Consider the following 20,405-nt stretch of genomic DNA (forward strand, 5'->3'; position numbering starts at 1 on the left):
CTTTGCTGGAATAGCTGCAAGGTTAGAGAGCTACTGATACAATGTAAATCATGAGTTATTTGTATGTGATACAACTGAAATTGGTGAGGTGAGGGTGGAGAAGATCGATATCAGGCAGATGAGGGTGCTGGTGCTGCTGGTCAGATACAAGAGCGTGTCGCGGGTGGCCGAGCTGCTGGAGATCTCCCAACAGGGGGTGAGCAGCCATCTGAAAAAGCTGCGCGATCTCTTTCCCGCCGAGCTCTTTATCCGCCAGAGCGCCGGGTTGCAGCCGACCGACTACGCTTGCCAGCTGGCCGACAAGTTCGAGCAGATCCTGACCGATATCGACGGGGTCTTTGTGGCTGCCCCCTTCGATCCCGCCAGCAGCCAGCGCACCTTCAGGGTGATGGCCAACGAATATGCCCAGCTCGCCATTATCCCAAGGCTGGCAAGCGCCCTGCGCACTCAGGCACCTTCCATCCGGCTCGATGTGGTGGACTTTCAGGCCGAGCTGCATCTGGAGGCGCTGGCCAGCGGCGAGGTCGATCTGGTGATTGGCTTTGATGCCTATCTCGACCCGGGGTTGCTGCGCACCACCCTGCGCCGGGATCACTACTGCTGCGTGCTGCGCCGCGACTCCCGATATCTGCCGGACAACGCACCGCAGGATCTGGCGGCCATCCCCTTTGTGCAGTTTGCCAACAGCGTCGGCAATTTCGAAGGGCAGATGAGCCCGCAGCAGGTTGCCAGCGCGGCGGTGGCGACGCTCCCCTGTTACACCTCGCTGCAAGCCTTTATGTCGGTCAATGACGTGGCGGCCTGCATTCCATCGGCCGTCGCCACCCTCGGCGATTTTCGCATGCTGGAGCTGGCCGGGGCGCCGCAGCAGTTCGAGGTGGTGGTTGGCAGACACCGCAAAAGTCAGGGCAATCTCGCCATCGAGTGGCTGGCCGAGGTGATCAAGTCGGTCTGCGATCTTGCCATGCCCAAATAACGTTGCCGTTTGCACAGAACTGCACACGCCAGCCAGTTTGCTAACGGCAGGCTGGATCTGCGGGACAAATCCTGCGATGGTGCGGGCAGTTATCCGCTTGTCCCGTTATCGAGTGAAAAGGAGTTGAGATGCGCATTGCCATGATTGGTCTGGGGGATATCGCCCAAAAAGCCTATCTGCCGCTGCTGGCGAGCGATGAGCGGGTCACCCCGCTGCTCTGCACCCGCAATCCGGCAGTGCTGGAAAAGCTGGCCCGCCAGTATCGGATCGCCGAGTGTTTTACCGATGTGGCGGCCATGCTGGCCAGCCGCCCCGATGCCGTGATGATCCACGCCGCCACCGCCGTTCACCGCGAGTTGGCCGAGCAGTGCCTGCGCTCAGGGCTCCCCACCTTTGTCGACAAGCCCCTGTGCGGCAATCTGGCCGAGGCAGAAGCGCTGGCCAACCTCGCTATCGCGCAAGATTGCCCCCTCTTTACCGGCTTCAACCGCCGCTATCTGCCCGCCATGGCCGAGGCGCGGGCCCAGCCGCTTACCGAGCTCAACTGGCAGAAACACCGCTTCGCCCTGCCGGGCAAGGCGCGGGATTTTATGTTCGACGACTTTATCCATGTGCTCGACAGCCTCTGTTTCTATGGCAGCGTGCCGGGCGGCGACTTTCATGCGGTCTTGCGACCGGATGCGAAGGACCACAGCCTGTTGGCCGGGGTAAGCGTCAGCTGGCAGAGCGGCGATCGCGCCATCAGCGGCAGCATGAACCGCAGCGCCGGGATCACCGAGGAGCGCATCGATGCCTACGGCGACAACCTCTCCCTGCACCTTGAGAACTGCACCCGCGGCAGCATCGCCCGCGACAAGCAGGCGCAGATGCTTAGCCCCAGCGACTGGCAGCCGGTGCTGGCCCAGCGCGGCTTTGCCGCCATGCTGGAGCACTGGTATCAGCAGATTGAGATCGGCAAGGCAGATAGCGAGCTGATCGCCTCCTACCTGCACGGTCATCGGCTGGCGGAGCAGCTGGTGGCGCTGGCTGACAAGCGGGAATAAGGCTGGCTGGCAGCCTGAGATATATGAATGGGAGGTGCGCGAAGGTAGCGCATCAAAAACAACGGGGGGCCGCAGTTGCGGCCCCCCGTTGTTATGGGATGAGATGCATGGGATCAGATGCACTTCACCGGTTTGGGCAGGCCGCCAATCTTGGTCGCCTGCTTGGCTGGCCCTTCCGGGAACAGCTTGTAGAGATAGCGGCTGTTGCCTTTCTCGGGGCCGTACTGCTTCTCCATTGCCTTGACCAGCGCGCGGATGGCGGGGGAGGTGTTGAACTCCAGATAGAAGGCGCGCACAAAGCGCACCACTTCCCAGTGCGGCTCCTCAAGCGTGATCCCCTCCTGCGCAGCCAGCACCAGCGCCAGCTCCTCGCTCCAGTCGTTGCTGTTGAGCAGGTAGCCCTTGGCATCGGTCTCGATGAGTTGGCCGTTGAATTCCAGCTGATGTTTTTCGGACGCAGACATGGGGGCTCCTCGCTAATGGGGCTATCAGGATTGGGCGGGCATGGTAGCGCCTTGATCCCCGGTGAGCAACCGGCTCTCGTTGGCCAGATGCAGCAGCTGATCCGCCAGCTCGCTGATCAGGTTGAGCTGCTGGGTCAGCATCAGCTGCTCCTCGCTGCTGTCCGGGCTGCTGTCCGTGCAAAGAAGGGGGCACTGACCGCCGATGGAGCTGGAGGGGTTGCCTGCCAGATGGCCAGCGGCCTGCTCCAGGGTGTGGCAGATATGGTGGCGCACCTCATCCAGCCCGCTGATGGCCTCCAGTTTGTCGCGATGAGCCCCCAGCGCCGAGATGTAGGAGAGCAGGGCGTGGTTGCGCCAGGTGAGGGTAAAGCAGAGATCGAGGAAGCGGCGGCGCTTTTGCGGCTCCACCAGCATGCTTTGCCAGGCGGTAGCCAGCTCGCTGTCCGCCAGATGGGCGCTCTTGCGCGCCACCCGATAGTCGATGGACTCGTCCCGCTGCTGCTTGAGGCTTGCCAGCACCGCCGATAGGTAGCGGGCGTTGGCTGAGAGCGAATTGGCGATCAGCGTTGGCAGCCGCTTGTACTGCCAGTCCGGCCAGAGCCAGGCCACCAGCCCGTAGGAGATCAGGCAGCCGAGCAGGGTATCGAGCAGCCGTGGCCCCAGAATGGCAAAGCCGATGCCATCAAGCAGGTTGAACGCCATCAGCACGTAGAGGGTGATAAAGCAGACCGCGGCGCTGTAGTTGTTGCGCACTTGGGTGAAGAAGAGGAAGGCGGCCAGTCCCATCACCACCAACTGAACGTGCAGCTCGGGGAAGAGCCAGAGCACCGGAATACCCACCAGTATGCCGGCGAAGGTGCCGAGCATCCGTTGCACCAGTCGGCGGCGGGTGGCGCTGTAGCTGGGCTGGCAGACAAACAGCACGGTCAGCAAAATCCAGTAGCCCTTTTCCAGATCAAAGGCTTGCAGTATGCCGTAGCCGATCACCAGCCCGAGTGACAAACGCAGCGCATGGCGAAACACCATGGAGTGCAAGGTGAGGTGCTGCTTGAGTTGGGCCAGCAGCGGCAGGCGGGGCGGGCGCGCCAGCGCGGGCAGCTCCTGCTCTGGCTGTTCGGGGTTTTGCAGCACTTCGGCGCTACCGAGCAACTGGTTGATGCTGGCCAGATTGCGGCGCAGGAACTTCATCGGCGTCAGCAGGGTTTTCGGGTAGTGCTGCTTGAGATTGGTGAACTCCAGCTGATCGCCAAGGGCCTCCAGCGTCCAGTGAATGCGCTTGTTATGGGCGTAGGGCTTGTGCACCAGAATGGCGTAACCGAGCCGCTGGCACGCCTCGGAGAGTTGCAGAAACACCTCCTGAAATCCTTCCAGTACGATGCCCTGCTTGAGCTCTGCTTCCAGCCGGCTGTAGGGGTAGTGGCTGGAGGTGGCACGCTCGTGAATTTCCAGCGCCAGCAGATAGAGGCGCAGCAGGCTGGCAAGCTCCGGGCTCGCCGGATGGCGGCGGCTCAGGCGGGCGTTGAGGGCCGATTTGGTGAGGGTCAGCGCGCTCACCAGATTGATGTTGAGCTGGGCCAGATTGTGGCGAATGGCCTGGGCGCCGTGCTCGTCCGCCGGGAAGAAGCGGGACTTTTCCAGCAGGTAGCGACCAAGGGCGAAGTAGCTCTGGGCCAGCTGCTCGTGCAGGGTCTTGTAGGGCAGCAGCCAGAGCCAGATAAACGAGACCAGCCCGTACCAGAGGGCGCCGGCGCCGAGGGCCAGCGGCTGGTAGAAGAGATCCGGCGCCTTGGCGGCGCCCAGCATGGTGTAGATGGCGATCAGCAGCGAGCCGAAGCTGATGGTGGCATAGCGGGCACCGAGCGCCCCCACCATCACGAAGATAAAGGTGGAGCTGGCCAGCCCGATGGCAAACAGCCAGGGGGTGGGGTAGAGATACTGCACACAGAGGGACGCAAACATGAAGCAGATGAGCGTCATGGCGAGGTTTTTAAGGCGTCCCCACAGGCTGTCGTCGGTTTCGGCGATGGCGCCCGCCACTACCCCGAGAGAGAGCAGCACGGTGAGCTGGATATTGCCGGTGGCCAGGGTGAAGGCGAGCAGACCGAGAATGGCCAGCAGCACCTTGAGGGCGAAGTAGATGTGACTATCGGTCAGCAGTCGGCGTAACAAACCGGAGAATTCCATGGGCATGCTAGGCACCACCCTTGAGCGAAGCAAAATCGATGTGACTATCAATCAGCAGTCGGCGCAGCAGGCCAGAGAGATCCATCGGCATGAGACAGGTGAAACCCTTGATCGAAACGAGAGCGAGATAGTAACTCGCCAAGCGCGAAGTGGCCCTGATCCAAATCAGGGCCACTTCGCTTCATATCCTTGATTTACAACTTATCCTGACAGAAAGAGGAGCCAATAAAAACCCCGCCGAAGCGGGGTTTCTGATTAGTTGCGGTTGCCGCCAAGCAGGCTCAGCAAGCTCAGGAAGATGTTGTAGATGGAGACATACAGGGTGACGGTGGCGGAGATGTAGTTGGTCTCGCCGCCGCGCACGATCTGCTGGGTAGTCAGCAGGATGGCACCGGAGGAGAAGAGCATGAACATGGCGGACAGGGCCAGGCTCAGGGCGCTCATCTGCAGGAAGATGTTGGCAATCATGGCCACCAGCAGTACCCAGAAACCGACGAACAGCATGCCGCCGATGAAAGAGAGGTCACGCTTGGTGGTCAGGGCATAGGCCGACAGACCGAAGAAGGTGAGCGCGGTGCCGCCAAGGGCGGTCATCACGATCTCGCCACCACCATTGTTCATGTACATGTTGATGATGGGGCCCAGGCTATAGCCCAGCAGACCGGTCAGGGCGAAGGTGAAGACCAGCCCCATGCCGTTGTTGCGATTCTTCTCGGTCAGGAACATCAGACCGTAGACACCGATCAGGAACACGGCCCAGTGCAGCGGCGGCATGTTCATCACGGTAGCGACCCCCGCCACCACGGCAGAGAAGCCCAGAGTGAGGGAGAGCAGCATATAGGTGTTACGCAGCACCTTGTTGGTATCGCGTACGGCACTTTGGGTGCCAGTGTAGATAGAACGGGTATCCATCTTGGGTGTCCTCTTGATGTCCGGGTGAGACGGCGAGCAGCCGCCTCGTGATCGCTGTTTGTTACTGCATGTTTACGCATTGTATGTAGAACAAATAGGGATGACGAGGAACAATTTCAAGCCACCTGCCATTTTGCTCCCGCACACTATCCCACAGGAAATATGTATTGCATATGAACAAGGGCTTAGCGTAGTATGCACGCCGTTCGGAGGGGTGGCAGAGCGGCTGAATGCACCGGTCTTGAAAACCGGCGATGGGCGACCATCCGTGGGTTCAAATCCCACCTCCTCCGCCATATTCAAAGAGAAAGCCCAAGCGATTCAATCGCTTGGGCTTTTTTGTATCTGCCGTATCTGGTATTTCAACGGACACGTCACATGGACGATATAAATGGCTCGGGTTGTCCCTGAGCCATTTTCACCTTGAATGATGGCTTAGATCCGCCCCTGATAGCGCAGGGGGAAGCGGCCCTGACTGTCAGGCTGGCCGAGGAAGGGGAGCCCCTGCTGCATCTGCTCTGGCAGGGCCGGGCCCGGTTTCAGGGTGCCCTGGAACAGGTATTGGCCATTGGGTTGCAGTTCGAGGCGACCCATGGTCTGCACCGCATCGGAGCCCTGCTTGAGTTCTGCCACCAGTTTGGAGTCGAGGCAGGTGAGCTTCAGCTCAGGATCGGCCAGATCCAGCTTGCCCGCCGGGGTATCGGCGCTGGCGTTGTACCAGTCGAGGTTGCCGTAGAGGTTGTCGCACCAGGGGTTGCCCTGGGCAAATTGCTCCACTTTGAGCTGCAGCTGGCCGGTGACGGAGATCGGGATCGGCAGGCGCATCGGTACCCGGCTCAGCAACCAGGGGGCGGGGGCGTTGAGGGTCAGATCCCGGCCGAAGGCTGCGCCATTCCAGCCGACAACGCCCTGACCATTGAGGCCGTTGCGATCGCCAAAGCGTATGGCCACTTCGGGGGCGAAGCGCAGCAGCGACCAGCCGTTGAGATCCCAGCGTAGCTGGTTCACCGATTCGCTGGCATATTGCAGTCGGGCAATCTGGCCACTCCAGAGGGTGCCGCTCACCCCTTCCAGTTTCAGCAGACTGGCGACGTTGGCAGGCAGCGGCAGATGGCGAGCCACCAGTGCCGCGGGCAGGGTGGCCAGCAGGAAGAGCAGATAGGCGGCCAGAAACAGGCTGGCAATCAGGATGCGTTTTTTCATTGTGGACGACTCAACTGCAAACGTCTGACCTTGACCAGACCCGGGGCCAGATCCTCGCGGGCGATCTCGATGATTTGAACCTGAATGCCGTGCTGCTCCACCAGAGTGGAGAGCCAGAGCAGCAAGTCATCGAACTGGACCGTGTCGATCCACACTTGCAGCTCCTGCGCCTGGGGTTGCAGCCGGGCAATCTTGATCTTGTGGTTGAAGGCGGTGCGGTTGACCACCCCTTCCAGGGTGCCGCTGGTATCGATCTGGCGACCCGAGCCACCCTGCATGGCCAGCACCTCTTCACCTTTCTCCTTGAGCCAGGCGAGGGTCTGCTGCTGGTTTTGCACCTGCCGCTCCCGCTCCGCGATGCGGTTGGCGATGGGCTGCCAGACGCTCCAGTAGAAGAGACCAACCAGCAGCAGAACGCCGCCTGCGACCACCAGCCGCTGTTCCCGTGCTGTGATGCCGTGCCACCAGCTCTGCAATTTTTCCATCATGATGATTTACCCTTGAGCACCAGTGCGCCCTCTACCTTGCCCTCGGTGCTGCGCACCTCGCCTTGCTGTACCTCGAATTGCTTGCCGGCCAGCTCGCGGAACCGCTCGATCTCGGCAAAGCCGGGGGCGGTCACCTGCAGTCGCAGCTCGCGGCGACTGGCATCAAAGCGCATCACCTGTGGTTTCAGGCCGGGGACTTCGGCAAAGGTGGGGGCCAGCTCGGTGAGCATCAGCAGCACGCCGTTTTGCGGGGCCTGTCCCATCTGTTGCAGATGCTGGTTCATCTGGCTGCGCACGTTCACGATGCGGCTCTCACCCGGGAAGATGCGGGTATAGACGGCGCGGATCTCCGCCTTGAGGGCCTTGTCCTGCTCGGTGAGCTGATAGAGTTGCACGCCGCGCTGGCCGAGGGCCACCAGCAGCAACAGACCGGCGGTGATGGCTACCTTGCGCCACTGCAACCAGTAGCGGGCATATTCGGTCTGCGGCCGGTAAGGGCCGGTCAGCAGGTTGGCCCGGCAGGTGAGGGCCCCCTTGGCCAGCAGCAGCATGGGGAGTTCGGGCTCCGCCGCCTGCCAGTTGGCGGTGGCAATGGCGGGCACCGGTGTGTGGCTGTGGATGGTGACCGGCTCCGCTTCGGTTGCCAGCAAGATAGCCAGCAGCGGCTCGTCGGCGACGATCCCCTGACAGGGGCCCTGGCGCACCAGCCACTCATTGCCGAGTTGCAGCGCAGACCAGCCATCAGCGGCCTGTGGCAGCGCCAGCACATCGGGCAGCAGTTGCAGGCTCTTGAGGCCAGCGGCATCGAGCCAGCCGAGCCACTCGGCCATCTTCTGCCGATCCACCGCCATCAGATCCACCTGCTGGCCCTCATGGGCCAGCACCACCAGATGGAGCTCATCCACGTCGGAGGCGATCTGCTCCTCCAGCAGGTAGGGGAGGGCCGCCGCCGACTGGCGGTTGTAGCGACCCGGCAGGGTGACGCGCCTGAAGATCAGATCGCTGCCCGGCACTAGCGTGACCACGGGGCGGCCACCGGCCCGCTCCTGTAGCTCGCTCAGGGCATCGGCCGAGGGCAGGGTGCCGGAGGCGATGATCTCCTGCTCCTGACCGGACCAGACCAGCCAGGCCACGGGTTGTTGTTTATTGGTCCCCAGTCGGATGACCAGACTTTCGCTCACGCATCTCTCTCCTGCGATACCGGTTTGCAAAGGGCGTTGTGCGCCCTGGCAACCGGTGCGCAGCCCGCAGGCTGCATCCAACATCTCTCGTACCCGCAGGCGATGGCCTGCAGGTGCGCTGTTTATTCGGCGCCGCTACTGAGGCGGCGCAGCATCACCAGTTTATTGTCCTTGCCCCGCTGGAACAGGGTTTCGAGCCAGGCCCGGTTGTCGCCGACCTCGGCCACGACTCGGGCTTCGAAGAAGTCGCTCTTGACCACCAGCGCTTCTTTCAATCCTTTCACCGAATCGACCGGAGCGAGCATGTCTGTCATCAGCTTGCTCTCTTTCCACCCCTTCTGTGGCCGCTCGTTCAGCACCCGCTTGGCGTCATCCAGCCCGATAGTGCCCAGATAGAGGGCGACCAGCAGCTCGGGGCGCTGGGGGGCAAGGGTATTGATATTGATCTTCAACTTGTCGTTGGGCAGGGTGCAGACATAGGGGGCCAGTTTGGCATAGACCCTGGCAGTCACCCCGCGCACCGCCCTCAGCTCATCCTTGCCCAGCATCCACTGGTTGGCGGTCAGATAGGGTGGCTTGAGCCCCTCGTAATAGGCGTCCTCTGCGCCAAGGCTGGAGACCAGCACCGTATCCTTGTCAGTCCAGTCACGGATGGCATCGGTGAGCTGGGCCGCCTCGTAATCATCCATCGCTAGCTGTTTGAGCAGTTCGCGAAACACCTGCACCGGATAGGGTTGCTGCGCCAGCTCCTCGCCGCTTCCCGTCTTGGAGGCCACGCTCAGGCTGTTGAGGTTGAAGCAGGATTGCAGGTCGGTCACCTCGCCCTTGAGCTGGCCATCGTCCACCGGAAACACAGTGTTCTTGCGGGCCCAGTTCTGGCTGAGGTTGACAACCTCGGGGTTGTCCTTGAAATCCTGCGTCAGCACCTTGCTCACCAGCGCTTCCGCCGAGAGGGCATACCACCATGCCTGTTTGCCGGTGGTGATGTTGGCGGTGCGGCGCAGCTCAAGCTGCAGGCGGCCGCTCATATTGCTGGCAATGATCACCATCACCGAGAGGATCAGCAGCACCACCAGCAGCGCCATGCCGCGCTGGCGACCGGGAGCGGCGAGATTAGCCCGCATTGGCGCCCCCTCCGTTCTGGCTGTCACCATTACTGCCATTGGTATTGCCGTTGTTCCCGTTGTTGTTGTTGTTGTTGTTGTTGTTGTTGTTGTTGCCACCTTGGTCGGGATTGCTGCTCTGGCTGTTCTCTTCGGCGCGCTGGCCACCGGCACCAATCAGGAACTGGCGGCGAATGGTGCCGTAATCTTCCAGATCCAGCTCCACTGCCAGCCCGTGGGGCAGCACGCTGCGCTGGGTCCACTCCTCTTTCCAGTTGCCCTTGTCGAAGAAGTAGAGGCGAAACGCCGTGACCCCCGTCAGCACCGGCTGGATGCGCGGCTCGGTGCCGATCACCGGATCCGGATAGAGATAGCTCAGGCGCTCCAGCTTCTGATCCTTGAGGCGCCAACCGACCCGTTGCAGATGGGAGCGGGGCAGCATGCCGTCCGGGTTGAGCCAGCCGCTGCGCATAAAGGCCATGCCCCAGTCATCGCTCTGCTGGCCGAAGCGGGAGGCCGCAAGCAGCACCTTGTTGTTCTCCCCCTCGATGCGACCGCTGCGCGGCACCATCTGGGTGATGTCTCGCTCCAGCAGGGTGAAGGCGAGCTGCAATTCGTTGAGGCGGACCTCCTTGCGCTTGGCTACCTCGTCGCTGGTGAGCACCCCTTGCAGCACCTGATAGGCGCCCATGCTGAGAGTGGCGAAGATGGCGATCGCCACCAGCATTTCGAGCAGGGTAAAACCGGCGTGACGGACGGTACGAGGCGTGCGGGCAACGTGCTGGGTCATCGGCTGATATAGGTCCGCAGCATGGCGACCGGGTTCTCGGCCTTGGCCTCGGTGCGCACTTCCATATCGAGCGCCCGGAAGTTGTTGTCGGCGGTGGCGACGCCGCGATAGCGCCAGTACCAGGTGCTGCCCGCCATCTGCTCATCCCCTTCCACCCAGCTGTCACCAGGCCACTTGTTCTCGAGCTTCTGTTGCACCAGCTGGTTCTCCACCACCCAGGTGGCGAGTGTCTTCTGCTCCAGATAGTTGAGGACCGAGAGGTGTTCGCTGGCGGTTTTCATTACCGCGAGACCCGCGATGGCAAAGACGGCCAGCGCCACCATCACTTCGAGTAAGGTCATGCCACGCGCGTTCATCGTGCCACCTGTTGAGGGTGTGGTTGGCACAGAAGTAGCGCCACCATCACACCTTTCTCAAACAACGTCATGCCGCGGGCGTTCATTCGCTCACCTCTTCATCTTCATCGCCGGTGAGCAGGGTGAGGCGGCCGAACTCGTCCCCCTTGACGATGCGGGTGTAGCGGGCATCGTCATCCTGCTGGGTGAAGGTGAGCACGAACGGGCTCAGCTCGCCGCCCGGGAAGATGAGCAACTGAGGAGTACGCTCCTTCTCGTCGCGCTTCTGTTCGGTTTTCTCATCGGGATCCGGCTGCCAGCCAAAGCCTTCCAGCTCCAGCGCCAGCGTCATGTTCTCGGCCAGTTGTACCGGCCCCAGCTGCTTGTCGCCAGTCAGGGCCAGCCACTTGCGATCTTTGGCCTGACGCTGCATAAACTGCCAGCCGTTATCCTCGATGCGAATACCCACCAGCCGACCATCCATCACCGCATACTCCTGCGCCAGCTGCAGCGTCGCCATCAGGCGACGCGCCTGCTTGTCCAGCTTCCGATCTCCTCTGGCGCCTCCCATGCTGAGAGTGACGGCGGTGGCCACCAGCCCCATCAGCATGGCGACCAGCAACACTTCCAGCAGAGTAAAGCCGGATTGGCGACTCTGTTTCATGGCGCCAGCCTCAACTGAATAGCGGTAGCCTCAAGCCGATCCATCAACATGGCAATGAGCAGCACCTCCAGCAGGGTAAAGCCGGATTGGCGACGAGCAGATGGCGCAGCCTTCATTCAGGCTGCTCCAGCAAGGCGGAGTGAATGCGCTGGCGACATATCACTTATTGGAAATCCTTCAGGTTCCAGTTGCCGATGTCGTCATCGGTACCGGCTTCACCATCCAGACCCATGGAGAAGATGTCGATCTTGCCAAACTGGCCCGGGCTCAGCAGTTGGTACGGGTTGCCCCAGGGATCTTGCGGCAGGCGCTTGATGTAGCCGCCATCGCGGTAGCTGCGCGGCGCCGGATCGATAGAAGGCTTGGTCACCAGCGCGTCCAGACCCTGTTCTGTGGTCGGGTAGCGGTTGTTGTCCAGCTTGTACATGTCGAGGGCGTTTTCCAGCGCCACGATATCGGAGACCGCTTTCTGCTGGTCAGCCTTTTCCTTGTTGCCCATCAGGTTGGGCACCACCAGACTGGCCAGAATGCCGAGGATCACAATGACCACCATGACTTCCAGCAGGGTAAAACCGGATTGACGACGTTTGTTCATGAGTTGCTCCGTAACGAATGAGATGGGATGGCCCATCAGAGAGTGATCACTGGGTGGGTTCGACGGGCTGCCAGCGGCGCCACCGAACACCGGAAACTTACATATTCACCATATTGTTGAGCTCGAGGATCGGCTGCAGGATCGACATCACGATAAACAGCACCACCCCGGCCATGGAGACCACCAGCATGGGTTCGAACACCCCGAGGGCGATGTTGACCTGGGATTCAAACTCCCGATCCTGGTTGTCCGCCGCCCGCTCCAGCATGCTGTCGAGCTCGCCGCTCTGCTCGCCGGAGGCGATCATGTGCAGCATCATGGGCGGGAAAATCTTGGTCTCGGTCAGCGACTTGCGCAGACTGGTCCCCTCGCGCACCCGTTCGGCAGCCTCGAGAATGCGCATTCTGGCAAAGTCGTTGGAGAGCACTTCGCCGGAGATCTTCATCCCCTCCAGCAGCGGTACCGCACTGGCGTTGAGGATGCTTAAAGTACGGGCGAAGCGGGCGGTGTTGAGACCGCGGCTGACCCGGCCAATCACCGGCAGGCCGAGCAGCACCTGATGCCAGCGTCGGCGGCGCTTTTCATCGGTGAGCCACCAGCGCCAGACAAAGCTGCCAAGGAAGATCAGCAGCAGGAACCAGAGGCCGTAGGCCTGCATCAGTTCGCTGGTACCGATGAGAAAGCGGGTGGTGCCTGGTAGCTGTTGACCCATGTGTTCAAACTGGGCCACCACCTTGGGTACCACGGCGGTAAGCAGGATCGAAATAACCCCGATGGCAACGCAGGTGAGCACGATGGGGTAGATCATCGCCTGCAGCAGCTTGGTGCGCATATGCTGGCGCTGTTCGGTGTAGTCGGCGAGGCGGTTGAGCACCTTCTCCAGATGGCCCGATTTTTCACCGGCCGCCACCATGGAGCGAAACAGCTGGTCGAACACATGGGGAAAAGCCCCCAGCGAGTCGGCCAGCGAATAGCCTTCCACCACCTTGCTGCGCACGGTCGCCACCAGAGAGCGCAAGTGGGCCTTTTCGCACTGCTCGGCTACCGCTTTGAGCGCCTCTTCGATGGTGAGACCGGCGCCCACCAGAGTGGCCAGCTGGCGAGTGATCAGGGCCAGCTCGGCAGTGCTGGCACCACGACGAAACAGGGCGAAGCGGGTCGCTTCCCGTTTCGCCTTCTCGGTGGTCTCGTTCACCTCGAGGGGAGTGAGCCCCTGTTCGCGCAGCAGCTGGCGCACCTGACGGGCGGAATCCCCCTCCATCACGCCGCTCTTGCTGCGCCCCTTGTTATCGAGGGCCTTGTATTCGAATGCCGCCATCTCAATCTTCCCGGGTCACGCGCAGTACCTCTTCGAGGCTGGTCTGCCCCTTGAGGACCTTGTCGATACCGTCGCGGCGGATGCTGGGGGTGTGGCCGCGGATCAGCCGCTCGATGGCGAGCTCGCCGCTGGCGCTGTGAATGGCTTCACGCACCGCTTCGTCGATCACCACCAGCTCGTGGATGCCGGTCCGGCCACGGTAGCCGGAGTGGTTGCACAGCTCGCATCCAACCGGACGCCACACCTGCTGATCGGGGGCCAGCTCGATGCCCATGGCGAGGCGCTCCTGCTCGGTGATGGGGCGCGGGGCACGGCAATCGGGGCAGAGGGTGCGCACCAGCCGCTGGGCCAGCACCGCCAGCAGGGACGATGAGAGCAGGAAGGGTTCGATCCCCATGTCCCGCATCCGGGTGATAGCGCCGATGGCTGTGTTGGTGTGCAGGGTCGACATCACCAGGTGACCGGTCAGCGACGCCTGCACCGCAATCTGGGCGGTCTCGAGGTCACGAATTTCCCCCACCATCACCACATCCGGATCCTGACGCAAGATGGCGCGCAGGCCGCGGGCGAAGGTCATGTCCACCTTGGTGTTGACCTGGGTCTGGCCCACCCCCTCGAGGTCATATTCGATGGGGTCTTCCACCGTCAGGATGTTGCGATCCCGCGAGTTGATTTCAGACAGCGCCGCATAGAGGGTGGTGGATTTACCGGAACCGGTCGGGCCGGTGACCAGAATAATGCCGTGGGGCTTGCGAATGAGCTCGCTGATGATGGTGCGGTTGGCCGCGGTCATCCCCAGCTGCTTGAGCTCGAGGCGCACGTTGTTCTTGTCGAGCAGACGCAGTACTACCCGCTCGCCGTAGCTGGACGGCATGGTGGAGACCCGCACGTCGACGGCGCGGCCGCCGATCCGCAACGAGATACGGCCATCCTGCGGTACCCGCTTCTCGGCGATATCCATTCGCGACATCACCTTGATCCGCGAGACCAGCAGTGAGGCCAGCTTGCGATGGGGGCGCAGGATCTCCCGCAGCACCCCGTCGATGCGAAAGCGGATCACCAGTGCTCGCTCGAAGGTCTCGATATGGATATCGGAGGCCTCTTCTTTTATCGCCTCGCTCAGCATGGCGTTGATGAGGCGAATGATGGGGGCATCGTCATCGGCATCCAGCAGATCTTCGCTTTGCGGCAGCTCTTCGGCCAGCGCGAAGAAGTCCATCTCGTTGCCGAGATCTTCCATCAGCTGGCGCGCCTCGGAGGAGTCGCGCTGGTAGTGAGCCATCAGCAGCTCTTCGAAGGCCTCGTTGTCGAGTTGCTCCACCGCGAAGCTGCAACCCGCGACCCGCCGCACTTCCAGCAGGGCCTGCGGGGTGACGCCAGGGCGGCACTGCAGCACGGGGGCGCCGTCCCGCTCAATCAGGATCACCCCGAAATTGCGGGCAAAGACAAAGGGGAGCTCGGGCAGTGGCGCAGGCCCGACGCTTCCATCCAGATGGTAGGCACTCATCAGGGCTTACTCTGCACAAACGGGGTGGTGGTCTCGGCAGTGCTTTGCTGTCTGCTCCGCATCTCGTTGATCTGCTTCTGGATCTCTTTTTGCAGCTCGGGCGACACCATCACATCCTGGCCATAGGCAGGCAATACCTGACGGGCGGGGGAGGTGAGATACCCCTCCTGCGAGGCGGCATTGAGCTGCTCGGCGCGGAACAGGCTGTATTTGTTGCTGGAGACACCGGTATAGACGTCCGCATCACGCAAGATGGTTGGCCGGATAAAGACCATCAGGTTGCGCTTGGAGGTGGTGTTGGAGGTGGAGCGGAACAGATAGCCCAGCACCGGGATATCGCCAAGCAAGGGCACCTTGGAGACCTGCTCCTTGGTCTGTTCGTCCATCAAACCGCCCAGCACCACAGTTTCGCCACTTTTCACCAGCACCGCATTCTTGACGGTACGGGTATCGAAAGTGGGGCCAAGGTTGGCAGTACCGGTCGCCTGGGTCTGGGCGACGCTGGAGACCTCCTGCTCGATATTGAGCAGCACCGAATCCCCTTCGTTGATCTGCGGGGTCACCACCAGCTTGGTGCCCACCGTCTTGCGCTCGATGGTGTTGAACACCTGATCGCTGGTGGTGGAGCTTTGCGAACCGCTCTGGACCGGGACCTCCTGACCGACGTTGAAGGAGGCCTCCTTGTTATCCATGGTGACGATACTCGGGGTGGAGAGAATATCGTTCTTGGTATTGGAGGCCAGCGCCGTGGCCAGCATGGCCCAGTCGCCGTGATAGAAACCGGCGGCCATGCCGTTGAACTCTTTCAGCAGACCGGCAGCGGTGTCGGTCTTGCCATTCTGGTAATCCTTGCCCGCCGCAATGGCGCTGCCGAGGGGCAGACCGGAGTTGGTGAACTGGGTGCCACCACCGTTGGCATTGCCCCACTGGACGCCAAGGGTGAGGCCGTCGCCATCCTGCATCTCGACGATGATCGCCTCCACCAGCACCTGGGCGCGGCGGATATCGAGCTTGGCCACCACCTGCTCCAGTTCGGACATCACGTCCGGCTGGGCGGTGATGACCAGCGCATTGGTGGTCTCGTCAGCGGAGATGGCCAGCTTGCCACCGCCGATGCTGGCGCCACCTGTGGTTGCGCCGCCGCCCTTCTTGTCGGCCTCGATGCTGGAGCTGACCCCCTTGAGCACCTCGACCATGTCTTTGGCCTTGCCATATTTGAGGTAGAAGACCCGGGTGTTGCCCTGGCTCTGCAGGTCGCGGTCGAGCTGGCGCATCATCTGGATGATGCGGGCGCGCGCTTTCGGCTCACCACTCACTACCACCGAGTTGGTGCGCTCGTCGGCCACCACCTTGGGGGAGAGCAGCAGGGAGGCGGTGCCGCCCTGCGGGTTGCCATCCTTGTTGAGGTTGGTTACCAGCCGCACCATTTCCCCCGCCGAGGCAAACTTGAGCTTGATGATGTCCACATCCTGATCGCCTGCGCGGTCGACCCGGTTCACCACCTCTACCAGACGATTGACCACGGCGGCGCGGCCGGTGATCAGCAGCACGTTGGAGGGCTCGTAGTGCACCACGTTGCCACCACCGGCGTTGTCGTTGAGCTGGCGCAGCAGCGGCGCCAGTTCACGGACCGAGACGTTGCGCACCGGCACGACTCTAGTCACCATCTCGTCGCCCATGCCCGGGTTGCTGCCATCCACCACCGGAATGGCGGAGGTCTTGGCATCCCGCGAGCGCAGCACCTTGAGCACCCCGTTGTCCATCGGCACCACGGCAAAGCCGTAGACGTCGAGCACGCTCAGGAAGAACTGGTAGTACTGCTCCTCATTGAGCAGGTCGTAGCTGCGAACATTGATCTTGCCGCGCACCGAGGGCTCTATGATGATGGTTTTATTGAGGTTCTTGCCCACCGTATTGATGAACTCTTCAATGTCGGCGTTCTTGAAACTGGCAGAGTATTCGGTGGCCCAGGCTGAGCCCGCCATCATCAGTGCCGCTGCGATAGTGGCCAGACGCCAGCTTTTCCCTTTAGTGGTCATTATTGGTACGACTCCAAATCATTATTCTGACAAGCGCACATAGATGTCGAACTGTTCGCCCTGTCGCTCGACGGTCACTGTCATTTCCGTTGCGCCAGCCATCTGCTGCATCGCCTGCATGGCTTGCATGTTGTCCCGTAAATCCAGCCCGTTGATGCTGATGGCCAGGTCATTGGCCTGCAGCCCGCTCTGGTTGAAAAACTCAGGATTGCTGCCCGGATTGAGGCGATAGCCGGTCATGCGGCCATCCACCTGAACCGGTGAAATATTGAGGTAATCGGTGATCTTGCCCGGATCAGCCATCAGCTCGCTGCGCAGGGAGCCAAGGGGGGCGGCGTTGGTCTGCGGCAGCGGCTTGCCATACTCCTCGCCATCCAGCATCAGGGTCTCGTCGCGGCCATCCCGCTCGATGATCACCCGATCCGGATAGACCTGCCGGATCCGCGCCTGGGTGCCGTCAATCATGTCACCGACCCCGTAGGAGTTCTGGATGCCGGACATGGCGATGATGGCGATGGATTTGGCGGGATCCGAGCTGGCCAACACTCCGTTGAGCTGGGCATTGAGCTGGGTACGCGGCGCATTGGCGGCCACGGCGGCTTTGGCTTGCGCCTTGGGGATCGCCTTGCCAAACAGCGCCAGTCGGCTTACCTCGCCCAGTTCAAGGCGCGGGTTGCTCTGGCCGTTGACCGCCACGGCGGAGGGTTGCCACGGTTGGCTGGTTTGCGGGCTTGCCAGGGTGAGCAGACGCCAGGTGAGGGCGGCGCTGTGCTGGGCCAGCATGATCAGCAGCGCCAGAAAGGCCACCTGGGTGACTCTGGTCATGGGAAGCCGTCGGCACTGGGCCAGCAGCATGGTCAAGATGTCATCCCTGAATCGTAGCGTCATATTAATCAACATATTCCAGGCTCTGGGGCGGCTGCGTATTGTGTACGGCGGAGTGCTGTGACACAACGGGTCGGGGCGCGCCAAACCGTAAAAATGGATATTTCATCACACCGTAAACCTTTGAATGCTCACAAAAGTGGCACTCAGGTGAGGTGTATCGCTGCTTGCCAGCGAACATCAGGGTACGGTGCGTACTCATCCTCGCCAATCCTGCAGCGCCTTGAGGGTCACGCTCTGTCCGGCGACCTGCAGCACTATGTATTGCTGGTCGATGGTAGCGAGCACGACCCCTGGGGCGATTTCGCTCCCTTCCCGGTATTCCCGGCCATTGAGCACCACGGCCCGCTTGGCGGGGTTGGAGGAGAACACATGAGAGCCGTAGCTCAATTGCGGTACCTGCTGGCGCACCGACTGGGGCGCCGAGCCCAGCGCCATCAACTGGGCTGGTTGCACGTTCTGGCTGGCGGCGTGTGGCGCCTCCTGCAATGGGGTTTCATTGAGGGCTTTCATCAGCTGCTCGGCCAGACTCAGCGTGGGGGTATTCCCCTGACTTACCCCCTCGTTTTTGGCCACTGCTCTGGGTTGGGCCACCGGCTCCGGCAGGGGCGGGGGCAGCGGACGAGTCACCATCGCCTTGGGTTCGACCCGCACGAAGGGTGGAGTGATCACCTCTTTCACCTCCACCTTCTCCTCGATGGGGCGCAGGTGGATCAGATGCCAGCCATAGTTGGCGCCCGCCCCCAGCAGCAAGGCCAGGGGAGCCAGCAGCCAGCCGATGCGGCGTGGGCTGCGCTCCTCTTCCCGGGGCATGGGCAAGCCCATGGCCGGAATATGGGCGGAGAGTTGCGGTTGCTGCGCACGGCGCAGCGCCTTGAGCAGGGTAGACATCAGGAGGCCTCCTCCAGTCTGGGCATGGGTTCACCGGAGAGGGCGTTGAGACGCAGCAGGGTGTTGCTGCCCGCGATGCCATCAGGGGTGAGCCCCTGATCTCGCTGGAACTGCTGCAGCTTGTTCTTGAGCTCGCCATCGAAACGGCGCACCTTGCGCTCGGGTTGTTGCAACGCACGGCTGAGGGCGTTGTCGAGCCACTGGATCTGGGTCTGACCGGCATTGCTGGCAATCAGGCTGACGCCCCCTTTCGGCATGCGCCAGAGCAGGGTGTAGCTGCCGCCCCAGTTGTCGCTGAGCCACTGGCGATCCACCTGCCAGCTCTGGTCACCTATCATCAGGCTGGCCTTGTTCGGCCCCAGATTGACCAGGGTCGCGTAGTAGAGGCCGCCAGTCTGGTCAGTGAGCGTGATCATGGCGGGATACTGCAGGGCGCGCAGCTCGTCAAGGCTCGCCTCGCCCTCCTGACAGCGCAGACCGGCACGGGGGGCGTTATCGCAGGTTGCGTCGAACGGTTCCGGTTCATAACCCCAGACCCGATAGAGATTCTGCATGGCGCTGTCGGGGTCGATGGCCTGATTGATTGCCTCGGTCAGCTGCTCCTGCTGCTCGGCGGTCTCGTCGATGGTGACCGGCACCTCGACCTTGACTACCGGACGGGTAGGGAACACGCCGAAAAATTGCCAACCCCACCAGCCTGCGGCCACCAGCAGGGCGCCCGCCAGCGTCACCATCAGACCGGAGGCCCAGCTTCCTTCGTCCCGCACGCCATTGACCTCGAAGGCGGCCTGGCTGATATCGCTGTGGACAATCTTGTAGCTGCCACGGGCGAAAGCGGCGATCAGGGCGCGGTCGCAGATGAGGTTGATGAAACGGGGGATGCCGCCACTCAGGCGATGGAGCGTCTTGATGGCGCGCGGGGTGAAGATGGGTTGTACGCAGCCTGCAACTTGCAGCCGGAAGCGGACGTAGGCATCCACATCGCTGTGGGAGAGCGGCAGCAGGTGATAGCGGGCGGTAATGCGCTGGGCCAGCTGACGCAGCAGGGGTTGGCGCAGCATCTGTTGCAGCTCGGGCTGACCGATCAGCACCACCTGCAGCAGTTTTCGTTCGTCGGTTTCGAGGTTGGTGAGCAGGCGCAGCTGCTCCAGTACGCCGGGCAGCAGGTGCTGCGCCTCATCCACCAGTACCACGCTGCGCTTGCCTGCCGCCAGGTTGGCCAGCAGGTGATCGCGAATAAGGTCGAACAGCCGCTTGATCCCGGCATCCTCGGGATAGGGGAGTTGAAACTCGTCGCAGATGGCGGCCAGCAGATCCCGTTCGGTCAGGGAGGGGTTGAGGATATAGGCGATCTCGGTCTCGGCGGGCAGCTGTTGCAGCAGGCAGCGGGAGACGGTGGTTTTGCCGGTGCCCACTTCGCCGGTCAGCAGCACAAAGCCGCCGCCATCCTGCAATCCATAGTTGAGATGAGCAAGGGCTTCGCCGTGGCGCTCGCTCATATAGAGGTACTTGGGATTGGGCGAGATGGAAAACGGGTGTTCCGAGAGGCCGAAGAACTGTGTGTACATGAGGGTATTCTTTTGTAGCCGGCGACAGATGAAAAATGTCTCCGGATGATAGCAAACCTCGCTTTCATTGGAAGCCATCATTGGCGCCGGAGGGCAAATTGCGGCCTTTTCCTGCCATCTTGTGATCCCGGTTGCGTCATCGGCACAAGTCCGGATCACAAAATGACAAAAAATAGCTGTAAATAAAGGGAAATATCAATATGGGCGCGGCCTGGCAAAGGCCGTCAGCATGGCGCTGAACCGGCAATGGTCAGACCTG

Annotated in this window: 19 protein-coding genes, 1 tRNA gene and 1 pseudogene; 3 read left to right on the forward strand and 18 right to left on the reverse strand. The window is 61.8% G+C overall.

Annotated elements, in window-relative coordinates:
* Positions 1-94: 94 nt before the first annotated feature.
* A complete protein-coding gene (locus OKC42_RS06095; protein ID WP_270819238.1) occupies positions 95-976 on the forward strand; it encodes a LysR family transcriptional regulator in 882 nt (293 codons plus the stop codon).
* Between the two features lie 128 nt (positions 977-1,104).
* A complete protein-coding gene (locus tag OKC42_RS06100; protein ID WP_270819239.1) occupies positions 1,105-2,019 on the forward strand; it encodes a Gfo/Idh/MocA family protein in 915 nt (304 codons plus the stop codon).
* Positions 2,020-2,132: 113 nt separating this feature from the next.
* Here OKC42_RS06100 and OKC42_RS06105 read toward each other — a convergent pair whose 3' ends face one another.
* The 3 genes from OKC42_RS06105 to OKC42_RS06115 all read right to left on the reverse strand — a co-directional run bounded on the left by OKC42_RS06105 (position 2,133) and on the right by OKC42_RS06115 (position 5,579).
* The gene (locus OKC42_RS06105; RefSeq protein WP_019446869.1) at positions 2,133-2,483 is read right to left on the reverse strand and encodes a TusE/DsrC/DsvC family sulfur relay protein; all 351 of its coding nucleotides are present in this window, start codon (positions 2,481-2,483) and stop codon (positions 2,133-2,135) included.
* A gap of 24 nt (positions 2,484-2,507) precedes the next feature.
* A complete protein-coding gene (gene yccS / locus OKC42_RS06110) occupies positions 2,508-4,673 on the reverse strand; it encodes a YccS family putative transporter (protein ID WP_118854162.1) in 2,166 nt (721 codons plus the stop codon).
* A 249-nt stretch (positions 4,674-4,922) separates the two neighbouring features.
* Complete coding sequence (locus OKC42_RS06115; RefSeq protein ID WP_005338308.1) at positions 4,923-5,579, reverse strand: Bax inhibitor-1/YccA family protein; 657 nt, start codon at positions 5,577-5,579, stop codon at positions 4,923-4,925.
* Between the two features lie 208 nt (positions 5,580-5,787).
* On the opposite strand from OKC42_RS06115, the gene OKC42_RS06120 reads away from it, so the two are divergent.
* A tRNA-Ser gene (locus tag OKC42_RS06120) sits at positions 5,788-5,875 on the forward strand.
* 139 nt (positions 5,876-6,014) lie between these two features.
* On the opposite strand, the gene exeN is transcribed toward OKC42_RS06120, so the two are convergent.
* From exeN to OKC42_RS06190, 15 genes and pseudogenes are all read right to left on the reverse strand, one after another.
* Positions 6,015-6,782, reverse strand: coding sequence for a GspN family type II secretion system protein ExeN (gene exeN / locus OKC42_RS06125; protein ID WP_270819241.1), 768 nt, complete (start codon positions 6,780-6,782; stop codon positions 6,015-6,017).
* The gene (gene exeM, locus OKC42_RS06130) at positions 6,779-7,270 is read right to left on the reverse strand and encodes a GspM family type II secretion system protein ExeM (RefSeq protein ID WP_005338305.1); all 492 of its coding nucleotides are present in this window, start codon (positions 7,268-7,270) and stop codon (positions 6,779-6,781) included. Before exeM ends, exeN begins: the two co-directional genes overlap by 4 nt.
* A complete protein-coding gene (gene exeL, locus OKC42_RS06135; protein ID WP_270819242.1) occupies positions 7,267-8,451 on the reverse strand; it encodes a GspL family type II secretion system protein ExeL in 1,185 nt (394 codons plus the stop codon). The genes exeM and exeL overlap by 4 nt, the downstream gene beginning before the upstream one ends.
* 122 nt (positions 8,452-8,573) lie before the next feature.
* Positions 8,574-9,575, reverse strand: coding sequence for a GspK family T2SS minor pseudopilin variant ExeK (exeK, locus tag OKC42_RS06140; RefSeq protein ID WP_270819243.1), 1,002 nt, complete (start codon positions 9,573-9,575; stop codon positions 8,574-8,576).
* 121 nt (positions 9,576-9,696) lie between these two features.
* A pseudogene (gene gspJ / locus OKC42_RS06145) lies at positions 9,697-10,344 on the reverse strand (type II secretion system minor pseudopilin GspJ); the annotation flags it as partial.
* Positions 10,341-10,700, reverse strand: coding sequence for a GspI family T2SS minor pseudopilin variant ExeI (exeI, locus tag OKC42_RS06150; RefSeq protein WP_201952061.1), 360 nt, complete (start codon positions 10,698-10,700; stop codon positions 10,341-10,343). The gene exeI and the pseudogene gspJ, both read right to left, overlap by 4 nt.
* Before the next feature lie 82 nt (positions 10,701-10,782).
* Positions 10,783-11,343 carry a GspH family T2SS minor pseudopilin variant ExeH gene (exeH, locus tag OKC42_RS06155; RefSeq protein ID WP_270819245.1) on the reverse strand — a complete coding sequence of 187 codons (561 nt, stop codon included), beginning with the start codon at positions 11,341-11,343 and terminating at the stop codon, positions 10,783-10,785.
* A complete protein-coding gene (locus OKC42_RS22680) occupies positions 11,340-11,459 on the reverse strand; it encodes a type IV pilus modification PilV family protein (protein WP_443111661.1) in 120 nt (39 codons plus the stop codon). The genes exeH and OKC42_RS22680 overlap by 4 nt, the downstream gene beginning before the upstream one ends.
* A 47-nt stretch (positions 11,460-11,506) precedes the next feature.
* Positions 11,507-11,938: a GspG family T2SS major pseudopilin variant ExeG gene (gene exeG / locus OKC42_RS06160; protein ID WP_005338297.1), complete on the reverse strand. Its 432-nt coding sequence runs from the start codon at positions 11,936-11,938 to the stop codon at positions 11,507-11,509.
* Between the two features lie 97 nt (positions 11,939-12,035).
* Complete coding sequence (gene exeF / locus OKC42_RS06165) at positions 12,036-13,256, reverse strand: GspF family T2SS innner membrane protein variant ExeF (protein WP_005338296.1); 1,221 nt, start codon at positions 13,254-13,256, stop codon at positions 12,036-12,038.
* 1 nt (position 13,257) lies between these two features.
* A complete protein-coding gene (gene exeE / locus OKC42_RS06170) occupies positions 13,258-14,763 on the reverse strand; it encodes a GspE family T2SS ATPase variant ExeE (protein ID WP_270819246.1) in 1,506 nt (501 codons plus the stop codon).
* The gene (gene exeD, locus OKC42_RS06175; protein WP_270659011.1) at positions 14,763-16,802 is read right to left on the reverse strand and encodes a GspD family T2SS secretin variant ExeD; all 2,040 of its coding nucleotides are present in this window, start codon (positions 16,800-16,802) and stop codon (positions 14,763-14,765) included. Before exeD ends, exeE begins: the two co-directional genes overlap by 1 nt.
* A gap of 21 nt (positions 16,803-16,823) precedes the next feature.
* A complete protein-coding gene (gene exeC / locus OKC42_RS06180) occupies positions 16,824-17,657 on the reverse strand; it encodes a GspC family type II secretion system variant ExeC (protein ID WP_270659163.1) in 834 nt (277 codons plus the stop codon).
* 228 nt (positions 17,658-17,885) lie between these two features.
* Positions 17,886-18,578 (reverse strand): GspB family T2SS assembly factor variant ExeB, encoded by a 693-nt coding sequence (exeB, locus tag OKC42_RS06185; protein ID WP_201952052.1) that lies wholly within the window; start codon positions 18,576-18,578, stop codon positions 17,886-17,888.
* Positions 18,578-20,146 carry an ExeA family protein gene (locus tag OKC42_RS06190; protein ID WP_216948210.1) on the reverse strand — a complete coding sequence of 523 codons (1,569 nt, stop codon included), beginning with the start codon at positions 20,144-20,146 and terminating at the stop codon, positions 18,578-18,580. The genes exeB and OKC42_RS06190 overlap by 1 nt, the downstream gene beginning before the upstream one ends.
* Positions 20,147-20,405 lie beyond the last annotated feature (259 nt).

This window comes from Aeromonas sp. Y311-2, assembly GCF_027706025.1.
Taxonomy (GTDB): Bacteria; Pseudomonadota; Gammaproteobacteria; order Enterobacterales; family Aeromonadaceae; genus Aeromonas; species Aeromonas veronii.